We start from the raw sequence: 24487 nt of genomic DNA, 5'->3' as shown, positions 1-24487 counted from the left end.
CACAAGGCGGTGAAACTACACCCATCACCAAAAAGGAACACGAAAGTAAAGCCACCCAAAAACCCCAAAAAGGGCATAATACCCTTGGTTAGTTCGCCGTATAGCCGCTGCCATTTCGCGAAAAATTCATTCCGTTTTTTAGGCATCTCAAGTTTAGTGTATCGTGCAAGGTTAGGAAATTTCGGTTTACTTGCAAGAATATATACAGATTATAAGTTCTGATAATCAACGCATTAATGGAAGTCATAGGAGGTCAGAAAATGTTTGTAGGGCGATTAAAACCAATGTTGGGGCGTGTAGGGGCTCGATTCATCGAGTTCCGCTTACTACTACTAACAGCAAAACGGAATAACTTTTGATGAGCGGAACTCGATGAATCGATCTCCTACACGCTCTTGCACACATTTAAACCTGGCTCGAAAGGGCGTAAAACAACCGCAAAGCAAGCGCAATAGGCACCGAGAAGGCGAAAATATAACCTGCATAGCCCACAGAAAACACGCCACAAGAGACGAAGCAACAAGTTATGCGAGCCAAAGCACACCCACCAACGCCCAACATAATGAGCACTCGCCCTCACGCCACCAAGGGTCAGAAAAGCATTGTGCACGAATAACGTATTCAGGATAAAACCACCGTAACGCCAAAACCAACAGCCGAAAAGCAGATGATGAATAAAGATGCGACAAAAAGGGAGCATCGCAACGACAAATTAGTAAGAATCATCAACACAAGCAATAAGGTAAAAAGAAAAAACTTAAAATATTAAACCATCTCAAATTTAGAATATCGTTAGAAGAATCATTATTAAGACTTATTTAGTGGTGCGCTAAATGGTTTATAATGAGGATATTGCAACGACAAGAAACGACATATATGGAAGTTAGCAACGACAGATAGGGAAACCACTGTCGACGTTTTAGTAAGGTAGGGTTGACATATTAGTAGTGAGTGGGGGTTGATGTTCGACAAAAAAGGAGTTTTGGTTCGACAAAAGGGGAAGTTTGGGGCTTTTAGGGTGGTTTTTGGATAGCTTTTTGTATTGTTTTTGGTGCTAAAATGGGGTTGTTTTTGTTTTTTAGAGCTATGTTGCCGCTGCATATAGAGGCGTTAGTTTGTTTTTCTTCGCTTTTTTGTATGCTTGTATATGGTTGATTTTTAATGAGTTGTGAGGGTAATAAAAATGAGTGCGACTTTTAGGGAAATAGTTTTCCGATGCTTATGTTTTCATAGTGCGACAAATAAGTAAGAAGGAGGGTCTACGGCCAACCAAAATGTGGTCTACGGTCAACCAAAATGTGGTCTACAGCTTCCCCCAAACCCTTCTGATGGGAGGGGGAGCGGGAAGAGCAGCGTGTGGGGTTACCCTAAACTACGTTTAGGGGGGGGTGGGTGGCTATTGGTCAGACAGGTCGGACGGGTCGGACAGGTCAGACAGGTCGGACGGGTCGGACAGGTCGGACGAGTCCGACAAAACCACAGAAAGCTAAGGTGTAGCAAATACTTGCTCCCTTCTCAGCGGAGAGAGTTTGGAGTGGCTGTAACCTATATTTTGCAACAGGGAGGGGCTTTTTGGGGGGCGTAGACCATCGTTTTTTATTTAATCATTTATAATATTAATATATAAAAATAGAATTATAAAAATAACAAATATTGCTTTTGCATGTTGAAAAATCAGCGAAAAGCGTGTGGGAAAAGGTAGGAAATTGAGTGAAAAATGATAGAGTGGGGGAGCGAAATATGGCGTAAAGAAGTGGTAAAACGAGTGTGATGAGGAGGAAAATTGAGGATTATGGGCGAGGATTTGGAGACAAAAGAGGGTGAAAAATAGCTTTAAGCGGAATGTATATATTGTTCTATTTTTCCTTTTATGCCTGTTACATATTTTATAGATAGATGGTGGAACGGCAAGAGATATATGTTTTGGGTGGTGAAAGTTGAACTTTGGGAGGGTAAAACATATATGTTTTGGTAGGTCAAAGGTATATGTTTTGCGTGTAGGTTATAACGTGTTTATTATCAGTGTGTTATGTTGCTTCTGCTGACAAATAGGGAAGAATTTTGAGTTGTTCTATTTTTTCGGTGGTTGCGCGGAGGTTTTTTGGGGGGATTAGTCGGACTTGTCTGACCTGTCGGACAAGTCTGACCTGTCGGACGAGTCGGACGAGTCGGACAGGTCTGACCAAACTGACTTTATTTGCCAATAACTATCGATAAGCTGTGTATCTTTTACAATGGAGGGGTGTAGCGACTTTATAGCAGAACTCGGTGACGTGCTGATGAGTTTGCGAATAACCGAGCCCCTACGTTACCCCAACATAGTATTTGGGTTTAAACAGCTTTGAAGGAGCCATTTATTTAGAAGGTTTGCATTTTCTTACATCGTTTTTTAGGTTGTTTTGTGCAAGCGTTTGCGCATGGGCTAAAAGTTAAGAAAGGTTTTTAGGTAGTTTTTATTGGTTTGTTTTTTGTACTTTTGCAGCCGTATAATATGAAGCAGAGGTGCGTTATGTGCTGTTTTAATCCCCAAGTTGTAGTTGGGTTTGGGCGTAGAACGTGCTGTATATTAGGCTGTTGTGTTTGTATGCTGTAAGGCTTAATGCTTCTCCTTTTTTTGTAGATATGGGCTTTGGCCTTCTTCGTTTGTGAGGAAGGTTATGGGTTTATGGTGTGAAAAATAGGGGATTGCTGCTTCGGAAAACTTTAAATAATGATAATTTTACGACGATTACGAATTTGTATTTTAATGGTTTCGGCAATGCTCACGATGGAATCGGTGGCAGCCACAATGAGAAGCAATTATGATTGGAGTCCTGTGATGGACGCTATTATTAAGGTAGAGAGTAATGGAAATCCACGTGCGGTGAACGGCAAGCACGCTGGTGTGTTACAGATTTCGCCCATTTTGGTACGCGAATGTAACAATATTTTGAAGCGCCGTGGCAGCAAGAAGCGTTACACTTTGAACGATAGATTTTGCCCAAAGAAGTCGCGCGAGATGTTTGTGCTTATTCAGTCGGAACACAATCCTGAAAACAATGTTTCGCACGCCATTCGTATGTGGAATGGTGGCACGGGGTATTCTGTGCGAGGTACCAATGGGTATTATCGGAGAGTGAAGAAGCATTTGTAAAAGAGGGGCTGTGCCCTGCGGCTATTTGTGGTTTTGTCGGACTGGTCGGACTGGTCTGACAAGTCGGACGGGTCTGACGGGTCTGACAAAACCAAAGATAGCTAAGAATAGCAAGTATGCGCTCCCCTCCCATCGGAGGGGTTGGGGGAGGCCTACATTTTGTGTCTATGTCGTCTTTTTATGTCCAGCTTTAGTGGGTCGGGAATGTGCTGCACGGTGTAGAGCAACATATAACGCTCGTGTATCGGACTGACACGTATGTTTTTACGTTGTCTCACCTTTTCCAACACTCCTGATGGATGTTTAGGCGGTACGATGTTGAGCACGGTAAAGATGCGGCGCACCAATTCGTGGAAGCCTATAGGTTGGCAACGTTCGTCCAATATCTTGCCCGTCTCCCATACCGCGTGGGCAAGCTCTATAAGGTCGCATTTAGTACCCTCCCAGTGCCACCCATCTTCGGGCGACTGACGGAGCAATGTGGCAAAGTCGTCAATAATCATCGACTTCATCCTGATTACATCATTGGGCGAAAAACGTTGGTTGCCCATTTCTTTCTTCTTGTCTACTATCATTTCGTTCATCTTAATAAGGTTAGCAAATTGGTCTTCCTTGCCAAAGGGTGGGCTAAGGCATTGGTTTCCACCCACAAACGGCAGTCTGACCGTTAGAGTAACAGTTGCAGCACAAAGGCCAAACGTGCTGCGAAAACCACCCTTTAGGGCGATTTCATTCCCGAAAAGGATCACAATAAGTTCTCAAATCTTAACGAACTCTGCCTGCCTATCGGGGGGTAATGCTACAAAATTAAGACCTTGTTGTGCAATATATGTTCACTCTAAGCGAAAGTATTGTTAAATAATTGTAAGGTGATGGGCTCTGTTTTTTTAGGAGTTATTTTTTCGGAGTTATAAGGAGTTAAGGGGAGTTAGAGGAGTTAACGCCAAATGTTGAGGGGGGGTAAGGGGGCTCGATTTATTCGCAAGCTCATCAATCGAGCCCCTTGCACGCTGCAGAATTTTAGTAAATTGTTGTTTTGTCGGACTTGTCGGACCTGTCGGACTTGTCTGACCTGTCCGACTTGTCTGACTTGTCCGACCAGTCCGACCTATCCCCCAGCCTTCTCCCTCAAACCAACAAAATAGAGGTTAAAATTTCGGTCTTCCTATTTTTTTCCTTACTTTTGCATAAAAATTAGGGGGGCGAACACGTTTTTCCACCTTATATATATTATGGGATACCTTACAACAAGCAAAAAGAAAATCACTGCCAACACCTTCCTTGAGCTGAAGGCAGCAGGCGAAAAGATAGCAATGATGACGGCTTACGACTACACCACAGCCACCATCATCGACCAAGCAGGCATCGACAGTCTGCTCATTGGCGACTCAGCCTCTAACGTGATGTGCGGCAACGACGATACCTTGCCCATCACCGTAGACGAAATGATTTACCACGCTAAGGCTGTAGCCCGTGCCACTCGTCACGCCCTTGTGGTGTGCGATATGCCCTTTGGCAGCTATCAGGTGAGCCGTGACGAGGGTGTGCGCAACGCCATTCGGATAGTGAAAGAGAGTGGGGTAGACGCTGTAAAATTGGAAGGCGGTCGAGACATTGTAGACACCGTCTGCGGCATCATTTCAGCAGGTATTCCCGTTGTAGGCCATTTAGGGCTCACCCCCCAGAGCGTGCACGTTTTTGGCGGATACGGTTTGCGTGCCAAGGACGAAGCCGAAGCCGAACGCCTCATGGCCGATGCCAAAGCCTTGGACGAAGCTGGCGTTTTTGCCCTTGTTTTAGAAAAAGTGCCTGCCGCCCTTGCTGCCCGTGTGTCGCACGAGGTCAAGGCAGCCACCATAGGCATAGGCGCAGGCAATGGCACCGACGGACAAGTGTTGGTATATGCCGATGCCTTAGGCTTTTCGCACGATTTCAAACCCAAATTCTTACGCCGTTTTGCCGATGCCCAACAGTGCATTACCGATGGCGTAACCCAATATGTAAGTTGTGTAAAAGACAGCACTTTCCCCAACGCCGATGAGTCGTACTAACTCTGGTAGCGCCCATTAGAAGCTCTTCGGAAAAACGTACCCCAACTCCCCAACGCAGCGGAATAGTATCAACTCAGAGCCTACAAACGACTCAAAAAAGAAAGAAAGGAGACCCCAACGATGAATCAAAAAAAAACCTACAAGTTGCCCGTATCTATCTGTGCAGCAGTGTTATTCTTCGGTTCGGTGCTATTGGCTATTCTTATGGAAACCCGTGAGATGGCACCCCCACGCAAGTATGCTGTAGATATGCAGGGCGCAGTGGTGGGTATCGATACCACAAGCAAGATACCCGTTCTGACCAAGGAAGAGGCAAAGGACGTGGAAGTGAAGGTAAACAAGAAGGTAGAATATGTTGAGCCCGTCAAGCCAGCAGCCATAGACAATGTGCCCGAACCCGACCCCATCGTCTTGCCGTCTACCCCACCATCTACAGTCAAGGAAGATCCAGTACCTGTAACAAAAGAACTTCCCGAAATAGGTGCACCCAAGGTTGAGAAGGTAGAGTAAGCTATTGATTTTTTTTAAGAGTTAGGGGGAGATAATGCTCGTTCCTCGCTCGGAGTTAAAGCCAAATGCTATGTTGGGGGGTTGTCGGACTGGTCGGACTGGTCGGACCAGTCGGACGCGTCTGACCAGTCCGACTTGTCCGACAAATCCCCCCAACTGCGCCAACATAACATTTGTTCTAACTTCCTCATAACCTCCTCATAACCTCCTCATAACTCCTCATAACCTCCTCTAACTCCTCAAACTCAATGTACCAACTCAAAGAACATTTAGGCATACCTCGCCCCATTATCCTCACTATGGCGATAATGGCAGGTGTTACCGTTGCCAACCTTTATTACAATCAGTCGTTGTTAGCCGTCATCAGTTGCGAGCTCCACGTCAGCGCACTGCTTACCAATCTCATCACCGTTCTCACCCAGATAGGTTATGTGTTGGGCTTAATGTTTATCATTCCGTCGGGCGATATGGTCAACCGCCGCCGCATCATCGTCCTTTGTATGTGCGGTGCTTTTCTTGGCGCAGTAACCTTTGCCCTTTCCACTAACGTTTTCTTGCTGTGGGCAGCCTCCCTGTTGTTGGGCTGTTGCTCCGTAACGCCCCAAATCTTTATCCCCATTGCCAACGAATACTCCAAACCCGAACGCAAGTCGCGCAATATGGGCTACGTGCTTTCAGGGCTGCTTACAGGTATCCTTGGCGCACGTGTGGTAAGCGGATTTGTAGGCGAGTGGTTGGGCTGGCGTGCCATGTACCTCATTGCTGCCGCTATGATGCTCATAGGCTGTGGCGTTATTCTGCGAATGTTGCCCAATATGGGAACCCATTTTTCGGGTACATACGCCCATCTTTTACGTTCCGTTTACACTATTTTCCGCACCAACAGTCGCATACGTTTCTATTCTTTCCGAGCCGCCTTTGCCTTTGGCAGTATGCTCTCCGTGTGGGCTTGTTTGGCTTTCTATGTGGCTTCGCCTCCCCTTTGTGGCGGTAGCGATATGGTAGGTGTTTTAGGGCTTTGCGGTGTTGTGGGTGCACTCAACGCTTCGGGCGTGGGTCGATTTATTCCTCGCTTTGGTATTCGTCGCATCTCGTTGGCAGGCGTTTGTATTCAGTTGGTTGCGTGGGTCGTAGCTTTCGTTTTTCGGTCGTCGTATTGGGGTTTAGCCGTGGCGATTATTGTGCTCGATATAGGCACCCAGTTTCTCCAACTTAGCAATCAGTCGGGCTGTATTCAGCAGTTGCCCAACGCCACCAATCGTGCCAACACCATTTTTATGACCATCTATTTTGTGGGCGGTTGTGCCGCTACCTTCCTTGCCGCTCAAGCTTGGCAATTGTTAGGGTGGACGGGCGTATGCCTTGTAGGCTTTGGGTTTTCGCTTTGCGCCTTGGGGTTGTCGGTGTGGAAAGGGCAGTAAAGGTGTAGGGCTTTGTCAGAATTTGTCAGAGTTTGTCGGACCTGTCGGACCTGTCGGACCTGTCCGACCCGTCCGACTGGTCCGACTTTTTAACAACTATCCACCTAAGAAAATATCGTTTATCGTCCGACTACTCCGCCCCCCCCACACAAAAAAGAATGCGCTACCCTCACGAGTAGCGCATCTTAAATCACCATTATAAAAAATAAATTTTTCTAACTGTCGACAGACAGCCTTTACGTGTTTCTCCTGAAAAATCCAATCTTTTTCCCCTTTCGGGGGAATAATAAAATCAAAAATGTTTAATTTATAATTTCATCCTACCTGAATCGCATTACTCATTACGCTAAATCTTTCTACGCAAAAGTATGACTTTACCTCTTTTTTCAGCTTCTTTCTATTTTATTGCTTTGTTCTCGGTAAAATTACAATTTCATTAATTATTATGCAAGTTTTTTGGCTCAAAATGTTGTTTTGTGCATCTTTACTTGATTTACATCAAGTATTTTACAATATTTATTGCATAAAAGATTATTTTTATTGATGGGGAATGATGCGGAATTTGTTGGCGGAGGGGTGGGGAGTTGTCGGACTTGTCGGACTTGTCGGACTGGTCCGACTTGTCTGACAGGTCTGACGTGTCTGACGTGTCCGACTGGTCTGACTGGTCTGACAGATCTGATGTGTCCTACAATTCTGCTTTTCACACGGCATTTCTCACTCCTTGATAATCCTNAAATTCTTCATATATTTGTACAATTTTATTAAGTAGAATTGGTCGATAGTTGTATGGACTGGAACTCTAAATAGGCTTCGTGTCGATAACTTTCTATCTGGTCTTTGCAACTATGTCGATGAGGTCCGAAACGATTTATAGCTTTTAGCTGGGTCGTTAGCTGGTTTACCTCTTCGACAGACCGATTCTACCTTTTTACAACAAAGGTACGAAACTGTCTTTAGCAATCATAGTTTTACCTTGATTATTTAATGTTTATGCGACTGCGTCGCATTCTTCTGCAAACTTAGAGGTCATTAGCCCGCAAAGGCTTTTTAAAGCGTTTAGCTGTTATGCTTTTCTTCGTCTTTGCAGGCTAACGACCGATTGGGGATAATGTGGAGTCAAATAGCTCCATGAACCGAAAATAATTCTCCAAAAGGAGTGAGGCTCTCAGATTTAATTTGTATCTTTGCCATATCTATCGTCGGATTCTCTTGTTTTTTGCAACACTAAGACAAGTGAAAATACTGACAGGGCAAAGTCCTGAGCCGCTCGGCTCTGCCGCTTGCCAAAGCAAGAGCTTTTTGTTGATCAGGTACTTGAAAAGTTTAATTTATAATAGTGTTGCGGAATTAAGGTTAAACAATAACTTTTAATAAGGAGGACCAAATTATGAAGACATTATCAGTAAGACAACCTTGGGCAACACTATTAGTGAGCGGACTGAAAGACATAGAAAATCGCACGTGGGCACCCAACCATAAGGGTCGCATATTGATACACGCCTCGCAAGCGAAGGTAACAAAGAAGTTTCCCGACCAATTGCTTTTTCAACAATTCAATATTATTGATAACGAACAGATGTTTGGCAATCTGCCCGAATACAAGGATATGGACTACTCTGCCATCATAGGATATGTAACTGTAGATGGCGACAGCTACGACGCCCCATCGTTGTGGGCAGAACCTGTAGAACACCAGTGGCACATCAAGGATGCGTACATCTTTGACGAACCTATACGAGGTGTGAAAGGCAAGCTCAACCTCTTTGACACGCCCGAAATAGACGAAAACCACCTACCACCTGCACACAAGTATCAACGCCGTGCGCCACGATTGGAGGGCGAAACGCTCATCGTACCTTTGACAGAAGAAAATTTGGAGATTGTGCTTGAAGTAGGACAGATAAACCTATGCGCTACAGCGGAGGTGTGCAACCTTGTACAGAAACCCGAAGAAGAGCTAAAAGAGGGCGAGTATGCCTTCAAACCTATATCACGTGTTCGCATCGAAACCCCAACACGCAAGATGACCTTCGAAGTGGAAGATATGGGCTATCAAAGTTGGATAGAGCCTGACGGCACCACAAAGATGATGATGTACAATTGGGATGCGGACGAGATAGAATACTTTGATATAGGGTTCGGTCTGAAGAATGGTGTGATTGACGAGTAGTTGTAGCGTAAATATAGACAAGAAAGATAAGACAGGCGGTTGAGGATCTATTCTTACTGAGCCGCTGTTGGTCGGACGAGTCTGACGGGTCGGACGGGTCGGACAAGTCGGACGAGTCGGACGGGTCGGACAGGTCGGACAGGTCGGACGGGTCGGACGAAATTACAAGACCCTATCCCTAAACTTATGGGCCAGCTAAGGGATAAAAAAATACCTTGACGCAATGTCAAGGTATTTTCAGCGGTGCGTACGAGACTCGAACTCGTGACCTCCTGCGTGACAGGCAGGCATTCTAACCAACTGAACTAACGCACCAAGGTGCTGCGAGAAGTGATAGTGCGGTGCGTACGAGACTCGAACTCGTGACCTCCTGCGTGACAGGCAGGCATTCTAACCAACTGAACTAACGCACCAAAAATAGTGTTCGTTACTATCATTTCTGTTTAGCGAGTGCAAAGATAGGTATTTTATTTGTTTTGACCAAATATGTTTGGCATTTTTTATAAAAAAAGTTGCATTACGTAAGCATCTACGTATTTATTTTTATAGTAGAACCATTGTCTCAAAGCTGTGGTTTGTTGAAATCCTACTGATTTTAAACAGTTTATTGAGCTTTGGTTGTCGGCTGCCACATAGGCATATATTTGGTTCAGGTGTATTTTCGCTTTTGCGGTTTGTATGAGGTGTTGTAATGCTGCTTTGCCATAACCTTGTTGGCGAAAGGGTGTGGCGATAATGATGCCCAACTCGGCGCGTTGGTGCGTGGGGTCGAAGTTTACAAGGTCTATTATGCCCACCACTTGTTTGTCCTCATTTTCTATCATTAGTCTCACCTGTCCATCGGCATAAATGTCGTTGGAGGCATTGGCTATGTATTGGCGCAAGGTATAGCGACTATAAGGCACATTGGTTGCGCTCATTGCCCAGTTTGCTTCGTCGTTCTCTATGTTGTAGAGCGTTTCAAGGTCTTCGGGCTCCATTGCTCTTAGGCTGATATGGCGAGGGGTGTTCATTTTGTTAGAATGTCGTGTGCGGTTATAATGCAGTGAGTTTGAGGGTTGTACGTACCTATTAGCACGTTGTGGTTGGGCTGCTGTGCAAAGAGGTTGAGCACTTGGCTAAAGGTGTATGCGCCGAGGTCGTAGACGATGTAGTTTTGTTTATTTTGGTTTATCGTTTCTTGCCATTCGTAATGTCCTTGCGGCATTGTTTTGCTGTTTCCCACCACTATTTGTGCCGTTATGCCACGCTTTTTGGCTATTTGTTCGCACTCGTTCATTGCCTCGCTGTTGCCAATAAATATGTAGTTGGGGCAATTGTTGCGTTTGGGGTGGAGCAGTCCGATCATCTTTGTTGCCTTGTTGGTCAACATTCGTACAAGCGAAACAGTGGCGTGCAGATAGATGGCAGCCTTGATGGGCACACTGAGCAGAAAACTTGTTCCGCCATAGTGCTTGCGAAAGAAGATGAGCATAGCATCATAAAACACGTGCACGTATCTGTAGCTCGACTTCTTGGTACTTTCGCCCTTGTAATGCAGTATTTTAGCAGGCAGATACCAGTTTTCGTAACCTCCCTTTAGCACACGATAGCTCAAGTCGATGTCTTCGCCGTACATAAAGAAGTCTTCGTCCAACAGTCCTACCTTGTCCAAGGCTTCGTGGCGCAACATACAGTAAGCACCGCTTATCACCTCGATGTGTCCAGCCTCGTCCCACGGCATATTGCTCATATAATAATGTCCGAAGCGGGGGTGAGTGGGGAAGTGCTTGCACAGACCTATCATCTTGTAGAAGGCTACCAAAGGCGATGGAAATCCGCGTCGGCTCTCCATAGCACGACTGCCATCGGTATTGAGCATTTCTACGCCCAATCCGCCAGCCTTGGGATGTGTGTCCATAAAGCTAACCGACTGGCGTATTGTGTCTTCGGCTACGAATGTATCGGGATTGAGCAGCAGTACATATTCGCCCTTACACTGGCGTATGGCGAGGTTGTTGGCACATGCAAAACCAAGATTGTGGAGCGACGAAATGCAGGTGATGTGTGGAAAACGAGCTTGGATATAGTCTACCGACCCATCTTTCGAGGCGTTGTCTACCACGATAATTTCGGCATCTATTCCCTCAATGGCACGTTCTACGCTGAGCAGACATTGCTCAAGGTAGTATTTCACGTTGTAGCTTACAATAATAACACTGAGTTTCATTCCGCTACGTCTTTCTTATTTTCGGTTTCGGGGTGTGCGTTACATTCTCGTTCGCATCGTCCACGACTTGGATAGATGAACACCAAACTTAGGAGAAGGATAACCGAGAGATAGAAAAAACTTACCTCCTTGGCATACAAGTAATAGAGCAAAACATTGATAATCATCGGAATACAGAGCAACATCATACGCGCCAAACCCCATAATTTTAGGTTGCGAGCCGAGGCATCACCCCCCTTGGTGAGCTGACGATGCACCCCTCCAAAACGAAACATATACAAGGCTAAGGGAATGGCTGCAAGGGTGAGCAGCTGCATGGCAAACTGTGCATAGATAAGTGAGGCGTGCTGAAAGAATACCCCACTGTGCAGAAGGTCGGTTTCGTACGCTGCCACGATGCCTATATATAAGGTAAGAAAGCCCCAAAGAGCTGTAGCCAAGGTTCGTATGGTTTGTTTCATGCTGTTGGTTTAGCGTTCTATAGGTGTTCGGTCTATGATGCTTCGTCCCAAGGTCACTTCGTCGGTGTATTCCAATTCATCGCCTACGGATATTCCGCGTGCGATAACCGATATTTTGACGTTGGTATCTTTCAGTTTTCGTGTGATATAAAAGTTGGTTGTATCGCCCTCCATTGTACTTGCCAAGGCGAGTATTATTTCGTCAATTCCTCCTGCTTGTACACGTGCTACAAGCGAGTCTACCTCAAGGTCGTTAGGTCCTATGCCATCGATAGGCGAGATGACCCCACCAAGCACGTGGTAAAGTCCGTTGTACTGCTGTGTGCTCTCTATCGCCAACACGTCTTGAATATTCTCCACCACACACACCTTAGTGGTGTCGCGGCGTGGATTGGCACAGATGGTGCAGAGGTCGGTATCGGAAATGTTATGACACGTTTTGCAATATTTTATGTCGTGTCGCAGGCTCGACAGCGTGTTGGTAAACAGGTCTACCTCGTCTTTTTCCTCTCTCAACAGGTGCAACACATACCTTAGGGCGGTTTTGCGTCCCACCCCAGGTAGTTTGGTAAATTCGCCTACTGCTTTCTCAAGAAGTTGGGACGGAAATTGCTGCATGATGCTGTGTGCGTGTAGGTTATCGCCTTAATCGTCAAAGAGGTACACACCCACACCCACCTTTAGACCGATGGTAGAATAGTCTGCACTCTTAAACGACTGGTCGTAATAGATGGCAGGCTCGATAGTTACCGAACGATTGATAAAGAAGGCATAGCCCACCTCTATTCCCGGCATCAGGTCGTTGTAGCTGTGGTTAGCGTGTATAAACTTGCAGCCTGCGCCAAGGTAAAGTCCGTTCTGGGTGATGTAATAGCGACCACTTGCGCCCACTGAGATGTGGTCGGCTACGGTTTCCGAACCATTGTGTACCGCGCTTACCTGTGCCAAGAGCATTATGTTGTCCCAAGCCAAATAGCCAGCCTTGCCCTCAATGCCGATATTAAATCCGTCTTTGCCGTTATAATGCAAGTCGAGCCCCGTGAGCGATGCGCCTACATAGCCTTTGCCCTGTTGGAACTGTGCCTGAACACCTATCGCCATCATCATACTCATAACGAGTAAAACTAACTTCTTTTTCATAAATATTTCTTTGTTATTGTTAATTCTCGTATTATTAGTAGACAAGCTAAAAGCGTAGTTTTGAACCGCCAATTGGCTTGTTAAAATAGCTCATAAGCCTAAAATATTTCTCACAAAGATATATTCTTAATCCAATGACCCATTTTAGGCTTAATGATTTACAAAGGTACTTGATTTATTTGAAATACAAAAATAATTGTCTATCTTTGTGCCTAAATTGACCTATTTGAGGACAATAAAACCTACATTTATAGCTTTAGGAATGAATAAAAAAAACATAATATTAGCACTCTTTAGTTGCATCGCTCTCCATGCGTTTGCACAGGTCAACTACGACCTTCTAAGCCCCCAACACCCCTTGTCGCCCAAACGTGAGACACGTGCCGTATGGCTCACCACCTTAGCCAACCTCGACTGGCCTAAAACCTACGCCACATCCGAAGCAACGATAGCCCAACAGAAGCAAGAATTAGTCAATATTCTCAACCTTTATGCGGCTGCCAATATCAACACCGTATTGCTACAAACGCGTGTCAGAGCGGCTACCATTTACCCTTCGGACATAGAGCCGTGGGACAGATGTATCACAGGCACAGAAGGCAAAGACCCTGGCTATGGGTACGACCCACTGAGGTTTGCCATAGCCGAGTGTCACCGCCGCGGAATGGAGGTGCACGCTTGGGTGGCAGCAATGCCCGTGGGAGCAAAAAACTCGTTGGGATGCCGACGCTTAAAGCAAAAGGGATTTAGCATAAAGAGCTTCTCGTCAGGCGCTTACCTTAGTCCGTCAGACCCAAAGGTTGCGCCTTACTTGGGCGATATTTGTGCAGAGATAACCCGAAAGTACGACATCGATGGCATCAACCTCGACTACATACGTTATCCCGATGGGTGGCGCAGGCCGTCGTACAAAAATGGCGATACACCCGATGCACGCCGTGCCAACATCACTCGCATTGTACAAAACATTCACGACAAGGTGAAGGCCATCAAGCCGTGGGTCAAGATTTCGTGTTCGCCTATCGGCAAGTATTCTGACCTTAGTCGCTACTCGTCAAAGAATTTCAACGCTCGCGACCGTGTATCGCAAGATGCCCAAATGTGGGTGCGAACAGGATTGATGGATCAGTTGTACCCTATGCAGTATTTCCGCGACGACAACTACTATCCTTTCTGTGCCGACTGGATGGAAAACGCTTCGGGAAAGGACATCGTCACAGGTCTTGGTACCTACTTTCTCGACCCTCGTGAGGGCAATTGGCGTTTGGACGAGATAGTGCGCCAAATGTACGTCAGTAGGCAGTTGGGAATGGGGCACGCTCACTTCCGCTCACGTTTTCTCACCGACAACTATCAAGGTATCTATTATTTCGAACAGGCTTTCAATGCCCTACCAGCCCTCACGCCAGCCCTCACGTGGCAAAGGGCTACCCCTCCTGCTGCTCCTCGCTTTGCCACAGCCGATAACACCTTGGCTCAACCCCTTGGCAACGGCACAGTAAACGTATCGTGGAAGGGCAACTCACCTTATTATAATATATATATGAGCACCACTTCGCCTGTCGACATCACCAATCCTCGCAATCTTGTGGCAGCTCGATACACAGGCACTACCTTCACCCATCGCCCTTCGCAACACTACCATTATGCCATCACGGCAATGGATCGCTATGGCAACGAGAGCGCACCCTTACAACGCATCGAAACCAAACCTACAGCCATCGACACCAAGCTAATGGCGCACAACAACACTGTGCTAACACTGCCCACGTGGGTGCAAACGATGGACGTAAAATATTTCACCATCAGCACCCTCCAATCCACCTCCTTGCGCAAGATATACCCCACCTCTAAGCACTACAACGATCTGAATATCAGCGCTCTTCCCAACGGTACTTACGTTTTGTATGCCCGTTCAGCCAAGCGCAACGTTACCCATCGTGTGGGGTATTTCATCGTGAAGAGAGGGTAAAGCCTTGTCCGACCTGTCTGACCTGTCTGACCAGTCGGACCAGTCGGACAAGTCTGACAAGTCGGACCAGTCCGACCAGTCCGACAAAACCACCTCGCTAACTACTGCAATACCCCCTCTAGCCAGCACCGTTTTTATCATTCAGGTTTATCACCGTTCAAACAGCGTATCGAGGCATCAAAACACCACTTTCTTACCATTCACGATATACACGCCTTTGCCAACCTTGCTCACGCGGCGCCCCTGCAAATCGAACACCACTGGTGTTTTCTTGTCTGCGTTCACATGGTCGATGCCCGTGGGGTTTGATTTCTTTTTTCCTTTAAATTCATATTGAATATGCGAGTCTTCCTTAAAAGACAAGAAAAAACTAAGTTCCAAGTTGCCGTCCTTATCCACAAAACTCTTTTCCTTATCAATACTGCCTGATAACCATACTTTGTACTTTTTGTCCTTGGTCGTCACCTCGTCATCAAGATTGTTATATGCATCTATATTCCATTTGTTGTTGTTAGGCAACAGAAAGCAATCTTTGAAAGGTATTGACGAGAAATTATATTGGCCAATCGTAACGTCTTTTAAGGTAAAAACAGTGAACAAACGTTCACCCTTGCTTATCTCTATGACCATTTTTTTCTTACCACTTGGAGTCTTCGTTTCAGACGTACGGTTGAACAACTCCGTGGTGGCCTCACCCTCATAAGTGCCCCAAACATCTGGCACAACCTCAGGCTTGACTTCTTGAGCCATCATCATATTCACCTGCGCACAAAGCACCACTAATAACATAAGAATTTTGTGATAAATTTTCATCATTGTTTTTTCTTTTGGTTTTTGTTTAATTATTTAATGAAGTGACCACAACAATTCACATACAACATTGCGAGTTGTCTGCGACCACAAAAAAAGTGGCGCAAAGGTATGAAAATTGTGGAGAAAAAAACTCAACGATATTTGAAAAAAAGCATAAATAACGTAAATTTATGAAGAAGGCATAAAAAGGCAATGTCTAACGACCGATTTGGGATTAAGGACGCGTTGATTTATGTCAAGATTTTATTTTAGTTTGCAGAACTTTGGAAAAAAATAGCTACTTTTGCGGAGTATTTGAATAAATTAATCAATTAATAACAACATTTTTTTTATTTATGAACACAAAATTACAATTATTTTGCGCTATTATTCTATGTCTTACAATTGGACGAAATACCGCATTTTCAGCCGATAACGGTATGCGTATTCAAAAGACAACAAACGTGGAAGTAAAATCTAATCCTGCAAACAACACCTACGATGCAGTGGCGACTCGTTCAACAACGAACAATAACGAAATATCAAAATTAGAGTTAGGAATCATAAAGCAATTGTTGGACAATAAAGGTTTAGGATTTCCAAAGCTAACTGCCAAAAGTCGTATTAACTTACAAAAAATCTACGATACACCAGAAAAATACACGCAAGACGACTTAAAGAAAGCCAGACAAGAATATATAGATGATACTGATGTAGAAAAGCCAGCGCATGGCAAACGCTACACCCTTAAATTCTATGACTACGACCAACACGCATTTTTGCTCGACTATTCGGACGGTAAGGTGTCTACACGCGAATTTAAATTAGGAGATCTTCCCGACGAGTCGGCATGCTTCACGGCGCATGTCTTGTCGGATGGAAAAATTGCTTTCAAGACCATAGATGACAAGTGGTTGAGTTATCCTACCAAGACACCTGCTCCCGATTGGCTTACAGGTTATGCGCCTAATGGTGTGACAGAAAATTTGGATGAGGCAGCCAACGGACTTGATTTACAAAAGGCTGGTAACGGGAAACATGTAAAATCTGGGAATTTCCTTAATCTTTTCGGTAAGTTCTATATTAAATCTAAAAGAGGCACACGCGCCAGCTCTGGTGCAGAGGTACAGGGCTATTGGTTGTTGGATGCAAAGAATAAAACCTTTGATGGGGCAGATGATCCTTACTATGACGAAACCTTTTCGTCTGCAATGCTTATTGAGCAAGTGAAGGTAACCACAGGCATACAGCAGATAGATACCGCTGCAAAACGCACCAGCGAGAATAAAATCTATACGCTGTCAGGACAACGTGTATTTGTAGAAAAACGCTCTGACCTGCCACGTGGCATTTACATTGTAAACGGTAAAAAGCTCTTGGTGCAATAGTTCTTTAGGGTGGTTCTAAAGAATTAGCTCATGTCAGATTTTTGCTTATTTTTTTTGCAACACTAAGATAAGTGAAAATTCTGACATAGCAAAATCCTGAGCCGCTCGGCTCTGGCACTTGCCAAAGCAAGCGCTTTTTGTTGATCAGGTACTTCAAAAGTTTAATTTATAATAGTGTTGCGGAATTAAGGTATGAACGAAATTTTTATGATTATTGGGGCATTTTTTTGCTTGCGATTAACCACACTTTTCTTTTCCATTCGTAACGAGAAACGCATCAAGGGGCTTGGGGCTGTGGAGTATGGACACGCCAACTCTGCTTTATTAACCTTGGCACACATAGCTTATTATGCTGCGGCTATCTATGAATGTTACGCTTCGGCTGCGATGTTTGATAATGTTTCTATGGCTGGCGTGGGCGTTATGGCTTTTGCCTATGTTGTTTTGTTCTACGTTATTTATAAACTTCGCGACATTTGGACAGTGAAACTCTATATTTTAAAGAATCAGCGCATTGACCGCAGCTTCTTGTTCCGCAATGTGCGCCACCCAAATTATTTCTTAAACATCATTCCCGAACTTATCGGTACAGCCTTGCTTTGCCATGCTTGGTACACGCTCTGCATAGGTTTGCCGATATATCTTATTCCACTTTTTGTGCGTATTCGTCAAGAAGAACAGGCTATGAAGGGAATGATTTAAAGGCTGGTTCTATAAAGGTGGTTCTATAAAGGCTGGTTCTATAAAGGCTAGTTCTTTAAATTACCACCGCATATCGTCATTAAAAAAACAAAAGCCGCTTAGCAATCATCGCTAAGCGGCTTTTATTGTATGCTAAGCGGCTTTTATTGTATGCTAAGCGCCTCCCCAAACCCCTCCGATGGGGGAGGGGAGCACGTATTTGCTGTGGTTTGCAGCAGGTTGTTTTGTCGGACAGGTCTGACCCGTCCGACCCGTCCGACTTGTCTGACCCGTCCGACAAGTCCGACCTGTCCGACAAAACAACAATTTACTAAAATTGTGCAGCGTGCAAGGGGCGTGTAGGGATGTGTCAAAATAAGTACATTCTCTACATTACGCTCAAAGCATTTAGGTTAAACAACCAAAGGTAAAACGATATAATTTATTGTATATCAAAAGATTATAAATTATTCAGTAAACCCTATTTAAGAATCTTGTAAATAAGATATGGGCGCAATTCTTATCGTGAACTCACTGTATTATTCCTTTTTATAAAGAGTCTGTAACATTGTTAATTTAGTATAAAAATCTTAAGAGAAATTAAGTTTTTCCGAATTTACTTGTATCTTTACAATCGAATGATGCCTTGATACGATAGTGTGTGAACGCTTTCCGTATATAAGGAATTATAGATGAAATCCAGAAAATCACAGAATAGAGAATTGGGAAATCTGCTATTATTATAATTTAAACATTAACTTAAATATCAAATCATTATGAAGAAAAGACTATTCTCAATTGTCGGAACAGCCATAATGACGATGGGCTTCTCACAAGTTCATGCCCAGACGCAGCTCGTGGTTACACCACAATCGGGTGCTGTTGGCAAGTATGCCCTAACAGACATTCAGAAGATAACCTTCGCTGCTGACGGAATGCACATCATTGGAAGTGCTTTTACAGTAGAACCTGTGTGGAAGTTATCTGCCATTAAAGACATTAGGTTTGTTAAGACAACAGACGGAATCGGTAAAGTAGGCAACACCGAAACGGGAGAAATCAAGATTTCACAGCGTGGCGATATGCTTTACATCAACGGCTTAAATGCCGAACAAACAGATGTTGCCATCTACGACCTGAAGGGTCGAGCAATGTTGCGCACGAAAGTTGCCGACGGCGAAGGCATCGATGCTTCAAGCCTGCAACATGGCGTATTTATTATCAAAGTTAAAAACACAACCTTTAAATTCGTAAAACAATGAAAAAGAACATATTACTTTGCCTTATGGCAATCTTTAGTCTGACAGCGTTTGCACAGACAGAACCTAACCGATTGATAGTATTGGAAAAGAGCAGCGCTCACAAGGCGTTTATGGTCGATCGCATTGATAACGTTTTCTTTGCAACCGTTGAAGGCAGAGTTGCAGCCGATGTAACCTTTAAAGACTACAAGAGTGGTCCTACCGGCGATACGCTTTGGGTGGCAGTAAAGAAGACACCAGAATGTAAATCGTATAAAATTGCTTGTATCCCACAGTCTGTTTCAAGCAAGATAACTACCGACGATATTGCTGCCACTTACTTTGAGAGAACCAATCAGACTATGATGCAAGACGATTTCACGAACGCACAGATGACTGGTTTCGACCAACCATTCAAGGATAATACACCTTACACCATTATTACGATTGGCTTCGACAAGTACGGTGTGGCTTGCAATATGTCGAAAGCAGAATTTACAACTCCTAAGAAACCACTCGTAGGAAATCCTAAGGTAACGGGCGAAATCGTAGAAGCAACATCTACAACCGTTAAAGCCAAGTTCACAGCCAATACAGACGCTAAGGGCTATGCAGTTTGTATCTTTGTTGAAGGCAAGGCTAAAGAGCAGTTCGAGCAGTTCGGTTCAATGATGGGACTAAGCAATATGGGCGACATGATTAAGCAGTGGGGTGTAAAATGCACTGACGAATACACACACGAATGGACTGGTTTGCAACCTGACACCAAGTACGAAATCTATGTGCAAGCGTGGGACTCAGAAGAAACCTATGCCGATATGGTTGTTATTCCAGTTACAACAAAGAAACTTGGTGGCACTGGCGTTGCTAAAGTAAATATCGAAATCAAGGAGTTTGAAAAGAGTGGCGACAGTTACTACCAACGTGTAATCTACACTCCAAACAGCGAATGTTCACTACACAGAGACATTATCATTGAAAAGAATGCATACGATAAGCCTGAAATGGGCGAGGAAGGCGTTAAAAAACTGTTGAAGGAAGACCATGAAAAGGATCCATATTGGAACCAATACGGTGTTGATAACGCAACTTGGAACGCAACTCCATCTACAACGTACTATGCTTGCTCTTTGGCTAAGAATGCCAATGACGAATGGGGACCACTCGAAAAGGTAGAATTTACTACCCCAGCTGGCGAAGCTGACAGCAAGGTTGCTCCTACCCGCATCGTACAAGGAACATCTAAAGGCGTAACACAGATGCCTTTGATAAAGGTTGGAAAGAAGCAATCTGCTTTCCAGATGATTCAGAAGTAACATAAAACAGACAAGCGTGTAAAGTAAACGACGTGTGCCAAGTTATTGGAAAAGTTGGCTTAATATGGTTTACTTTACACGCTTTCTTTTGTTTATACCTTATTTCCGCAAACAATTTTCCTTGTTTGTTTCAAAACTTGTTTGCGTCTCATTTAACCCAAATCGGTCGTTAGACCAGTCGGACTTGTCCGACTTGTCTGACTGGGCTGATGACCTCTATTTCGTTCGAATATTCTACTCAAACAACGCTCGCAATTCCTTGTTACTGAGTTTGCCAATCCAGCTTTCGCCACTTGCTACGGTCATGTCGGCAAGGTGCTTCTTCTCTTGTATCATTCGGTCGATTTTTTCCTCGAATGTGCCTTTGGTGATGAAACGATGCACCATAACATTCTTGTTCTGACCTATACGGTAGGCGCGGTCGGTGGCTTGTGCTTCTACAGCCGGATTCCACCACAGGTCGTAGTGAATGACGTGTGATGCTGCTGTGAGGTTGAGACCTGTGCCGGCTGCTTTGAGTGAGAGGATGAATACCTTGTCCTGCTTACCGTTCTGGAAACGGTCTACCATATCGCTACGTTGCTTCACGCTGCAACCGCCATGGTAGAACATAGGTTCGCGCCCTGTGCGCTTCGTGATGAACTTCACGAGCATATCGCCCATCTCTTTGAACTGTGTGAACACCAGAACCTTCTCGCCTGCATCCACAATGCTCTGGATGTTATCGAGTAGCATTTCCGTCTTGCCCGATAGTTCTGCACGTTCATCGCCATTCTTGAGATACTGGGCAGGATGGTTGCATATTTGCTTGAGTGCAAGAATCATCTGCAAGATGAGAGCTTGGCGCTTGAAGAGTTCCTTGTTATCATCCGTACTCATACCTTCGATAACCGCCATCGCCTCGTTGAGCGTTGACTGATAGAGTGCAGCTTGATCAGGATTGAGCGAAACATAGTCGTTCATCTCTATCTTATCTGGCAGGTCGCTGATTATCGATTTGTCTGTCTTCATTCGTCGCATCATAAACGGAGCTGTCACACGACGGAAACGCTCAGCACATGCCATGTCACCATCCTGTTGGATTGGTTTGGCAAATCGCTCGTTGAAGTCCTTGATGGTGTCCAGATAACCGTGGTTGGCGTAGTTCATTATGCTCCAGAACTCCGATAGACGGTTCTCTACAGGTGTACCACTGAGGGCGATATGCGTATCGGCTGCAATAGAAGATATGGCTTTTGTCTGTTGCGTGTTCTGGTTTTTGATATTCTGTGCTTCATCAATTACCATCACTCGCCAAGGCTGTTTCTTTAATTTTGTAGCATCTGTGCGCACCATGCCGTAGGTTGTCAGAAGAATATCCGATGAGAACGACTTCAGCGAACGGGCATTTCCATGATAGACCTCGCATGTGAGTTGTGGGGCAAAGCGTGAGATTTCTGCTTGCCAGTTGGTAAGCAATCCTGTTGGCACTACGATGAGCACACGTTTCTCCTCTAATGCACCATCTTCTTTCAGCTTGAGTAGCAAAGAGATGGTTTGCAGCGTCTTACCAAGACCCATATCGTCGGCAAGTATCGAGCCGAAACCGATGCGCATGTTGCTGTAGAGCCATGAGTATCCACGTTCCTGATAAGGGCGAAGTGTAGCATTCAGCGTGGATGGGGCTGGAATGATATCCTGCTTGGTCAGTTCCTTGATGAGTGCTTTCACCTCATTCGTAAGCAGAACCGGAGCCGACTCATATTCGCCAGAAAGGACAGCTTGCAGCAGTCGCCCGTCACTCAGTTGATCACCCTTCATGATGATATCATACAGACGCTTCATGTCCTCGGCAGAGGTATAGACAAACTGCCCTTTGAACTTAAGCAGCGTGCCAGCACGAACCATCAAATTATCGAACTCCTCTATCGGCAACACATTGTCTCCAAGGGCAATCTGCCACGAGAACTGCAGCAAGTCGGCAAGACCGAACATAGACTTGCCATCATTCTTTGCTGACACTCGGATGGTTGGTTTCGGACGGAGCAGGGTGGTTAGTGATTTCGGCATAAATACCTTAATGTCAAGCATTTGTATGGTTGGTATCACTTCCTGTAGGAATGGCACAAACGACTGGTAGTCGTACTCAATCACTTGCTTTGCTCCTTTATTGATATAAGAGTTCACGTTAGGCATCAATACCGAAAGCAAAGAGAATGAACGAAGCATTTCGAAGCGAGACTTCTCGTACTTCTTCAGCCGAAGGATATCACTTAATGGAATAGGCATTTCAGCGGCATACTCACGATCGTGTACGGCAAGTGAGAGTTGGAATAGTTCATTCTCTTCATCCTCCGCGATATTGAAAACCGGTTGCCAGCGTGTCTGCGTTATCTGCAGATGGTCGCACCATGATTTGATAGCTCCTGGTGTTTCTTTCTGGCCAATAGCATCAAACTTCACCGTGCGACGGTTGAAGAATATGAGCTCTATATCATCGTCATCAAAATCGGCTGTCAATCGCTCCATCAGCAAGTCGAGATACTGAGAAATAAGCAAACGGGCCGGATTCTGCGGATAAAGCATAGTCTTTCTGTCTGACAGGCAAATCAAGTCGGCTGGCACGATTTCTGTCAGCTGCTCTACAATGCGTTTCGCTTGCGAATCAATCTCGGCAGGCATCCACGATATACTGTTGAAGTTCTTCGAATTCCTTGCTATACATGGTGCTATACTACCTATCTTTAATAAGTGTATGGCGGCATGCATAGCTTGATGGTTGGCAATCACGCTACGGTTGTAATCGGGCAGGAAATCTGCATTCATTCCAAGCAGAGCAATGGCATACGAATCAAGATGCTCGTCGCCTAAGTCCAACGGCATCTCGCTGTCAAGCGTCAATTCAAAATGATGCTTGCCTGCATCAAAAACATCATTAGCAGACAGTTTGCCTGTCATCAGTCGCTCAAGTTTTCTTTGCGCTTTGCCTATGGTAGAGGCATACACCTGCTTGAAATTGCCATGCGTGGAGAACGATGGATTGTCAGGAAGCAAACGAAGCAGAATTTCTGTGCGGTCTTCCAACTTGCTGAAATCGATTCGTTTGAAGGAGTCCGCCAAGGCTATCTTTGCCGGTTTGGGCTGCAAACCTGCCACATCATCAATCAACGGCAATTCTACCGTCTCCTTTGCTTTGTTGGCATAGATGCCACGTGCCTCCAATTCGTTAATGATGTCAAGGCCATGCATTTCGAACACAAGGAACGGATTGTTGTCAATCTCCTTGCTCATCATGTAGACAATAGCAGCCAGGTGCTTGCATGGCACAGCCCAGTCGGGACAACTGCAGTGCATCTTCAGATCATTCCAACGCGAAGGGAAAATCTTCACACCGCATTTCTTTGCGATGTCGAGTACTTCTGCGTCCAGTTTGCGGTCAAGCAAATTGCTGATGATACCAGGGTAAGCCACAAGAGCATCTATTAACAGCGATTTCTCCTTGTCGCTGAATTCCGGTATAGTGATAGTTTCTTTGTATGGTGTGCGTCTTGAGCCTTGCACCTTAGCTGCTATCACATTCTTTTTAACCTTTATTTCCTTAACCGAACCGTTACGTGCGTATCGAGCTCCTCTCGGTATGCGGTTAGCATAGTCTATGTGCGTGAGCGATTGCAACCATGCATCGCCCCACCATGTCTTTCCAAATTTCTCTGCCATAATTTTGAGAATTTATCTCATACTAATTTCTTGCAAGATCTCAGTGAGTTTGAAAATCATTGTAATGCTAATATTTGTAATTTATTTACAAAAGTACTGAATAAGATCTAAACCAAGCACATTTATTACAAGTTTTTTTGTTTTTGATATGGCTGGTTCTATAAATTACCTTTATTTTCTATAGTTTTGTCCGACCAGTCCGACCAGTCCGACCAGTCCGACTTGTCCGACTCGTCCGACTCGTCCGACCACCTCAAACATATATGTTTTGATTTTATAAGATAGGTGTCTCGGTGGCGGAAG

General features: G+C 44.9%; 23 protein-coding genes and 2 tRNA genes. 13 read left to right on the top strand and 12 right to left on the bottom strand.

Features of this window, described 5'->3' with window-relative positions:
* The first annotated feature begins 2710 nt into the window (after positions 1 to 2710).
* The gene (locus CZ367_RS08325) at positions 2711 to 3133 is read left to right on the top strand and encodes a transglycosylase SLT domain-containing protein (RefSeq protein WP_077196471.1); all 423 of its coding nucleotides are present in this window, start codon (positions 2711 to 2713) and stop codon (positions 3131 to 3133) included.
* 152 nt (positions 3134 to 3285) lie between these two features.
* Here the strand turns inward: CZ367_RS08325 and CZ367_RS08320 are convergent, their stop codons facing one another.
* Positions 3286 to 3882 (bottom strand): hypothetical protein, encoded by a 597-nt coding sequence (locus CZ367_RS08320; RefSeq protein ID WP_237581630.1) that lies wholly within the window; start codon positions 3880 to 3882, stop codon positions 3286 to 3288.
* Between the two features lie 287 nt (positions 3883 to 4169).
* Here CZ367_RS08320 and CZ367_RS15455 point away from each other — a divergent pair, with 287 nt between their 5' ends.
* From CZ367_RS15455 to CZ367_RS08310, 3 genes are all read left to right on the top strand, one after another.
* Positions 4170 to 4331, top strand: coding sequence for a hypothetical protein (locus CZ367_RS15455; RefSeq protein ID WP_154669310.1), 162 nt, complete (start codon positions 4170 to 4172; stop codon positions 4329 to 4331).
* Positions 4332 to 4365: 34 nt separating this feature from the next.
* The gene (gene panB, locus CZ367_RS08315; RefSeq protein WP_077196470.1) at positions 4366 to 5184 is read left to right on the top strand and encodes a 3-methyl-2-oxobutanoate hydroxymethyltransferase; all 819 of its coding nucleotides are present in this window, start codon (positions 4366 to 4368) and stop codon (positions 5182 to 5184) included.
* Positions 5185 to 5304: 120 nt separating this feature from the next.
* Positions 5305 to 5694, top strand: coding sequence for a hypothetical protein (locus CZ367_RS08310; RefSeq protein WP_077196469.1), 390 nt, complete (start codon positions 5305 to 5307; stop codon positions 5692 to 5694).
* 68 nt (positions 5695 to 5762) lie between these two features.
* On the opposite strand, the gene CZ367_RS16455 is transcribed toward CZ367_RS08310, so the two are convergent.
* Positions 5763 to 5885, bottom strand: a complete 123-nt coding sequence (locus tag CZ367_RS16455) for a hypothetical protein (RefSeq protein ID WP_262500729.1) — start codon at positions 5883 to 5885, stop codon at positions 5763 to 5765.
* 57 nt (positions 5886 to 5942) lie between these two features.
* Here CZ367_RS16455 and CZ367_RS08305 point away from each other — a divergent pair, with 57 nt between their 5' ends.
* The 4 genes from CZ367_RS08305 to CZ367_RS08300 all read left to right on the top strand — a co-directional run bounded on the left by CZ367_RS08305 (position 5943) and on the right by CZ367_RS08300 (position 9288).
* The gene (locus CZ367_RS08305) at positions 5943 to 7115 is read left to right on the top strand and encodes an MFS transporter (protein ID WP_077196468.1); all 1173 of its coding nucleotides are present in this window, start codon (positions 5943 to 5945) and stop codon (positions 7113 to 7115) included.
* Between the two features lie 32 nt (positions 7116 to 7147).
* On the top strand, positions 7148 to 7294 hold the full coding sequence (locus CZ367_RS15450; RefSeq protein ID WP_154669309.1) for a hypothetical protein: 147 nt from the start codon (positions 7148 to 7150) through the stop codon (positions 7292 to 7294).
* 405 nt (positions 7295 to 7699) lie between these two features.
* Positions 7700 to 7843 (top strand): hypothetical protein, encoded by a 144-nt coding sequence (locus CZ367_RS15900; protein WP_154669308.1) that lies wholly within the window; start codon positions 7700 to 7702, stop codon positions 7841 to 7843.
* Positions 7844 to 8505: 662 nt separating this feature from the next.
* Positions 8506 to 9288, top strand: coding sequence for an ASCH domain-containing protein (locus tag CZ367_RS08300; protein ID WP_077196467.1), 783 nt, complete (start codon positions 8506 to 8508; stop codon positions 9286 to 9288).
* A gap of 241 nt (positions 9289 to 9529) precedes the next feature.
* Here CZ367_RS08300 and CZ367_RS08295 read toward each other — a convergent pair.
* The 7 genes from CZ367_RS08295 to CZ367_RS08265 form a co-directional block, all read right to left on the bottom strand.
* Positions 9530 to 9603: transfer RNA gene (locus tag CZ367_RS08295), tRNA-Asp, on the bottom strand.
* A gap of 24 nt (positions 9604 to 9627) precedes the next feature.
* Positions 9628 to 9701: transfer RNA gene (locus CZ367_RS08290), tRNA-Asp, on the bottom strand.
* Between the two features lie 87 nt (positions 9702 to 9788).
* Positions 9789 to 10301 (bottom strand): GNAT family N-acetyltransferase, encoded by a 513-nt coding sequence (locus CZ367_RS08285; RefSeq protein WP_077196466.1) that lies wholly within the window; start codon positions 10299 to 10301, stop codon positions 9789 to 9791.
* On the bottom strand, positions 10298 to 11497 hold the full coding sequence (locus CZ367_RS08280) for a glycosyltransferase family 2 protein (RefSeq protein ID WP_077196465.1): 1200 nt from the start codon (positions 11495 to 11497) through the stop codon (positions 10298 to 10300). Before CZ367_RS08280 ends, CZ367_RS08285 begins: the two co-directional genes overlap by 4 nt.
* Positions 11494 to 11958, bottom strand: a complete 465-nt coding sequence (locus CZ367_RS08275) for a hypothetical protein (protein WP_077196464.1) — start codon at positions 11956 to 11958, stop codon at positions 11494 to 11496. Before CZ367_RS08275 ends, CZ367_RS08280 begins: the two co-directional genes overlap by 4 nt.
* Positions 11959 to 11967: 9 nt before the next feature.
* Positions 11968 to 12576, bottom strand: a complete 609-nt coding sequence (recR, locus tag CZ367_RS08270) for a recombination mediator RecR (protein ID WP_077196463.1) — start codon at positions 12574 to 12576, stop codon at positions 11968 to 11970.
* A gap of 27 nt (positions 12577 to 12603) precedes the next feature.
* Entirely contained in the window at positions 12604 to 13098 is a 495-nt protein-coding gene (locus CZ367_RS08265; RefSeq protein WP_077196462.1) for an outer membrane beta-barrel protein, read from the bottom strand.
* A gap of 262 nt (positions 13099 to 13360) precedes the next feature.
* Between CZ367_RS08265 and CZ367_RS08260 the strand changes: the two genes are divergently transcribed.
* A complete protein-coding gene (locus CZ367_RS08260) occupies positions 13361 to 15070 on the top strand; it encodes a family 10 glycosylhydrolase (RefSeq protein ID WP_077196461.1) in 1710 nt (569 codons plus the stop codon).
* Here the strand turns inward: CZ367_RS08260 and CZ367_RS15440 are convergent.
* Together CZ367_RS15440 and CZ367_RS08255 are read right to left on the bottom strand one after the other, a co-directional pair.
* Positions 15014 to 15199 carry a hypothetical protein gene (locus CZ367_RS15440; protein WP_154669307.1) on the bottom strand — a complete coding sequence of 62 codons (186 nt, stop codon included), beginning with the start codon at positions 15197 to 15199 and terminating at the stop codon, positions 15014 to 15016. The two genes, CZ367_RS08260 and CZ367_RS15440, sit on opposite strands and share 57 nt — an antisense overlap.
* Before the next feature lie 48 nt (positions 15200 to 15247).
* On the bottom strand, positions 15248 to 15886 hold the full coding sequence (locus CZ367_RS08255; protein WP_077196460.1) for an alpha-amylase: 639 nt from the start codon (positions 15884 to 15886) through the stop codon (positions 15248 to 15250).
* A gap of 332 nt (positions 15887 to 16218) precedes the next feature.
* Here CZ367_RS08255 and CZ367_RS08250 point away from each other — a divergent pair, with 332 nt between their 5' ends.
* The 4 genes from CZ367_RS08250 (at position 16219) to CZ367_RS08235 (ending at position 20488) form a co-directional block, all read left to right on the top strand.
* Positions 16219 to 17250 carry a hypothetical protein gene (locus CZ367_RS08250; protein ID WP_144005961.1) on the top strand — a complete coding sequence of 344 codons (1032 nt, stop codon included), beginning with the start codon at positions 16219 to 16221 and terminating at the stop codon, positions 17248 to 17250.
* Between the two features lie 192 nt (positions 17251 to 17442).
* A complete protein-coding gene (locus CZ367_RS08245; RefSeq protein WP_077196458.1) occupies positions 17443 to 17952 on the top strand; it encodes an isoprenylcysteine carboxylmethyltransferase family protein in 510 nt (169 codons plus the stop codon).
* A gap of 755 nt (positions 17953 to 18707) precedes the next feature.
* Positions 18708 to 19193, top strand: coding sequence for a T9SS type A sorting domain-containing protein (locus CZ367_RS08240; RefSeq protein ID WP_077196457.1), 486 nt, complete (start codon positions 18708 to 18710; stop codon positions 19191 to 19193).
* On the top strand, positions 19190 to 20488 hold the full coding sequence (locus tag CZ367_RS08235; protein ID WP_077196456.1) for a hypothetical protein: 1299 nt from the start codon (positions 19190 to 19192) through the stop codon (positions 20486 to 20488). Before CZ367_RS08240 ends, CZ367_RS08235 begins: the two co-directional genes overlap by 4 nt.
* Positions 20489 to 20722: 234 nt before the next feature.
* Here the strand turns inward: CZ367_RS08235 and CZ367_RS08230 are convergent, their stop codons facing one another.
* Positions 20723 to 24184, bottom strand: a complete 3462-nt coding sequence (locus CZ367_RS08230) for an SNF2-related protein (RefSeq protein WP_077196455.1) — start codon at positions 24182 to 24184, stop codon at positions 20723 to 20725.
* Positions 24185 to 24487: the final 303 nt, after the last annotated feature.

This window comes from Prevotella ihumii (genome assembly GCF_900155655.1).
Taxonomy (GTDB): domain Bacteria; phylum Bacteroidota; class Bacteroidia; order Bacteroidales; family Bacteroidaceae; genus Prevotella; species Prevotella ihumii.
The sequence above is the reverse complement of the archived record's forward strand: the minus strand, read 5'-3'. Positions and strand labels throughout refer to the sequence as shown.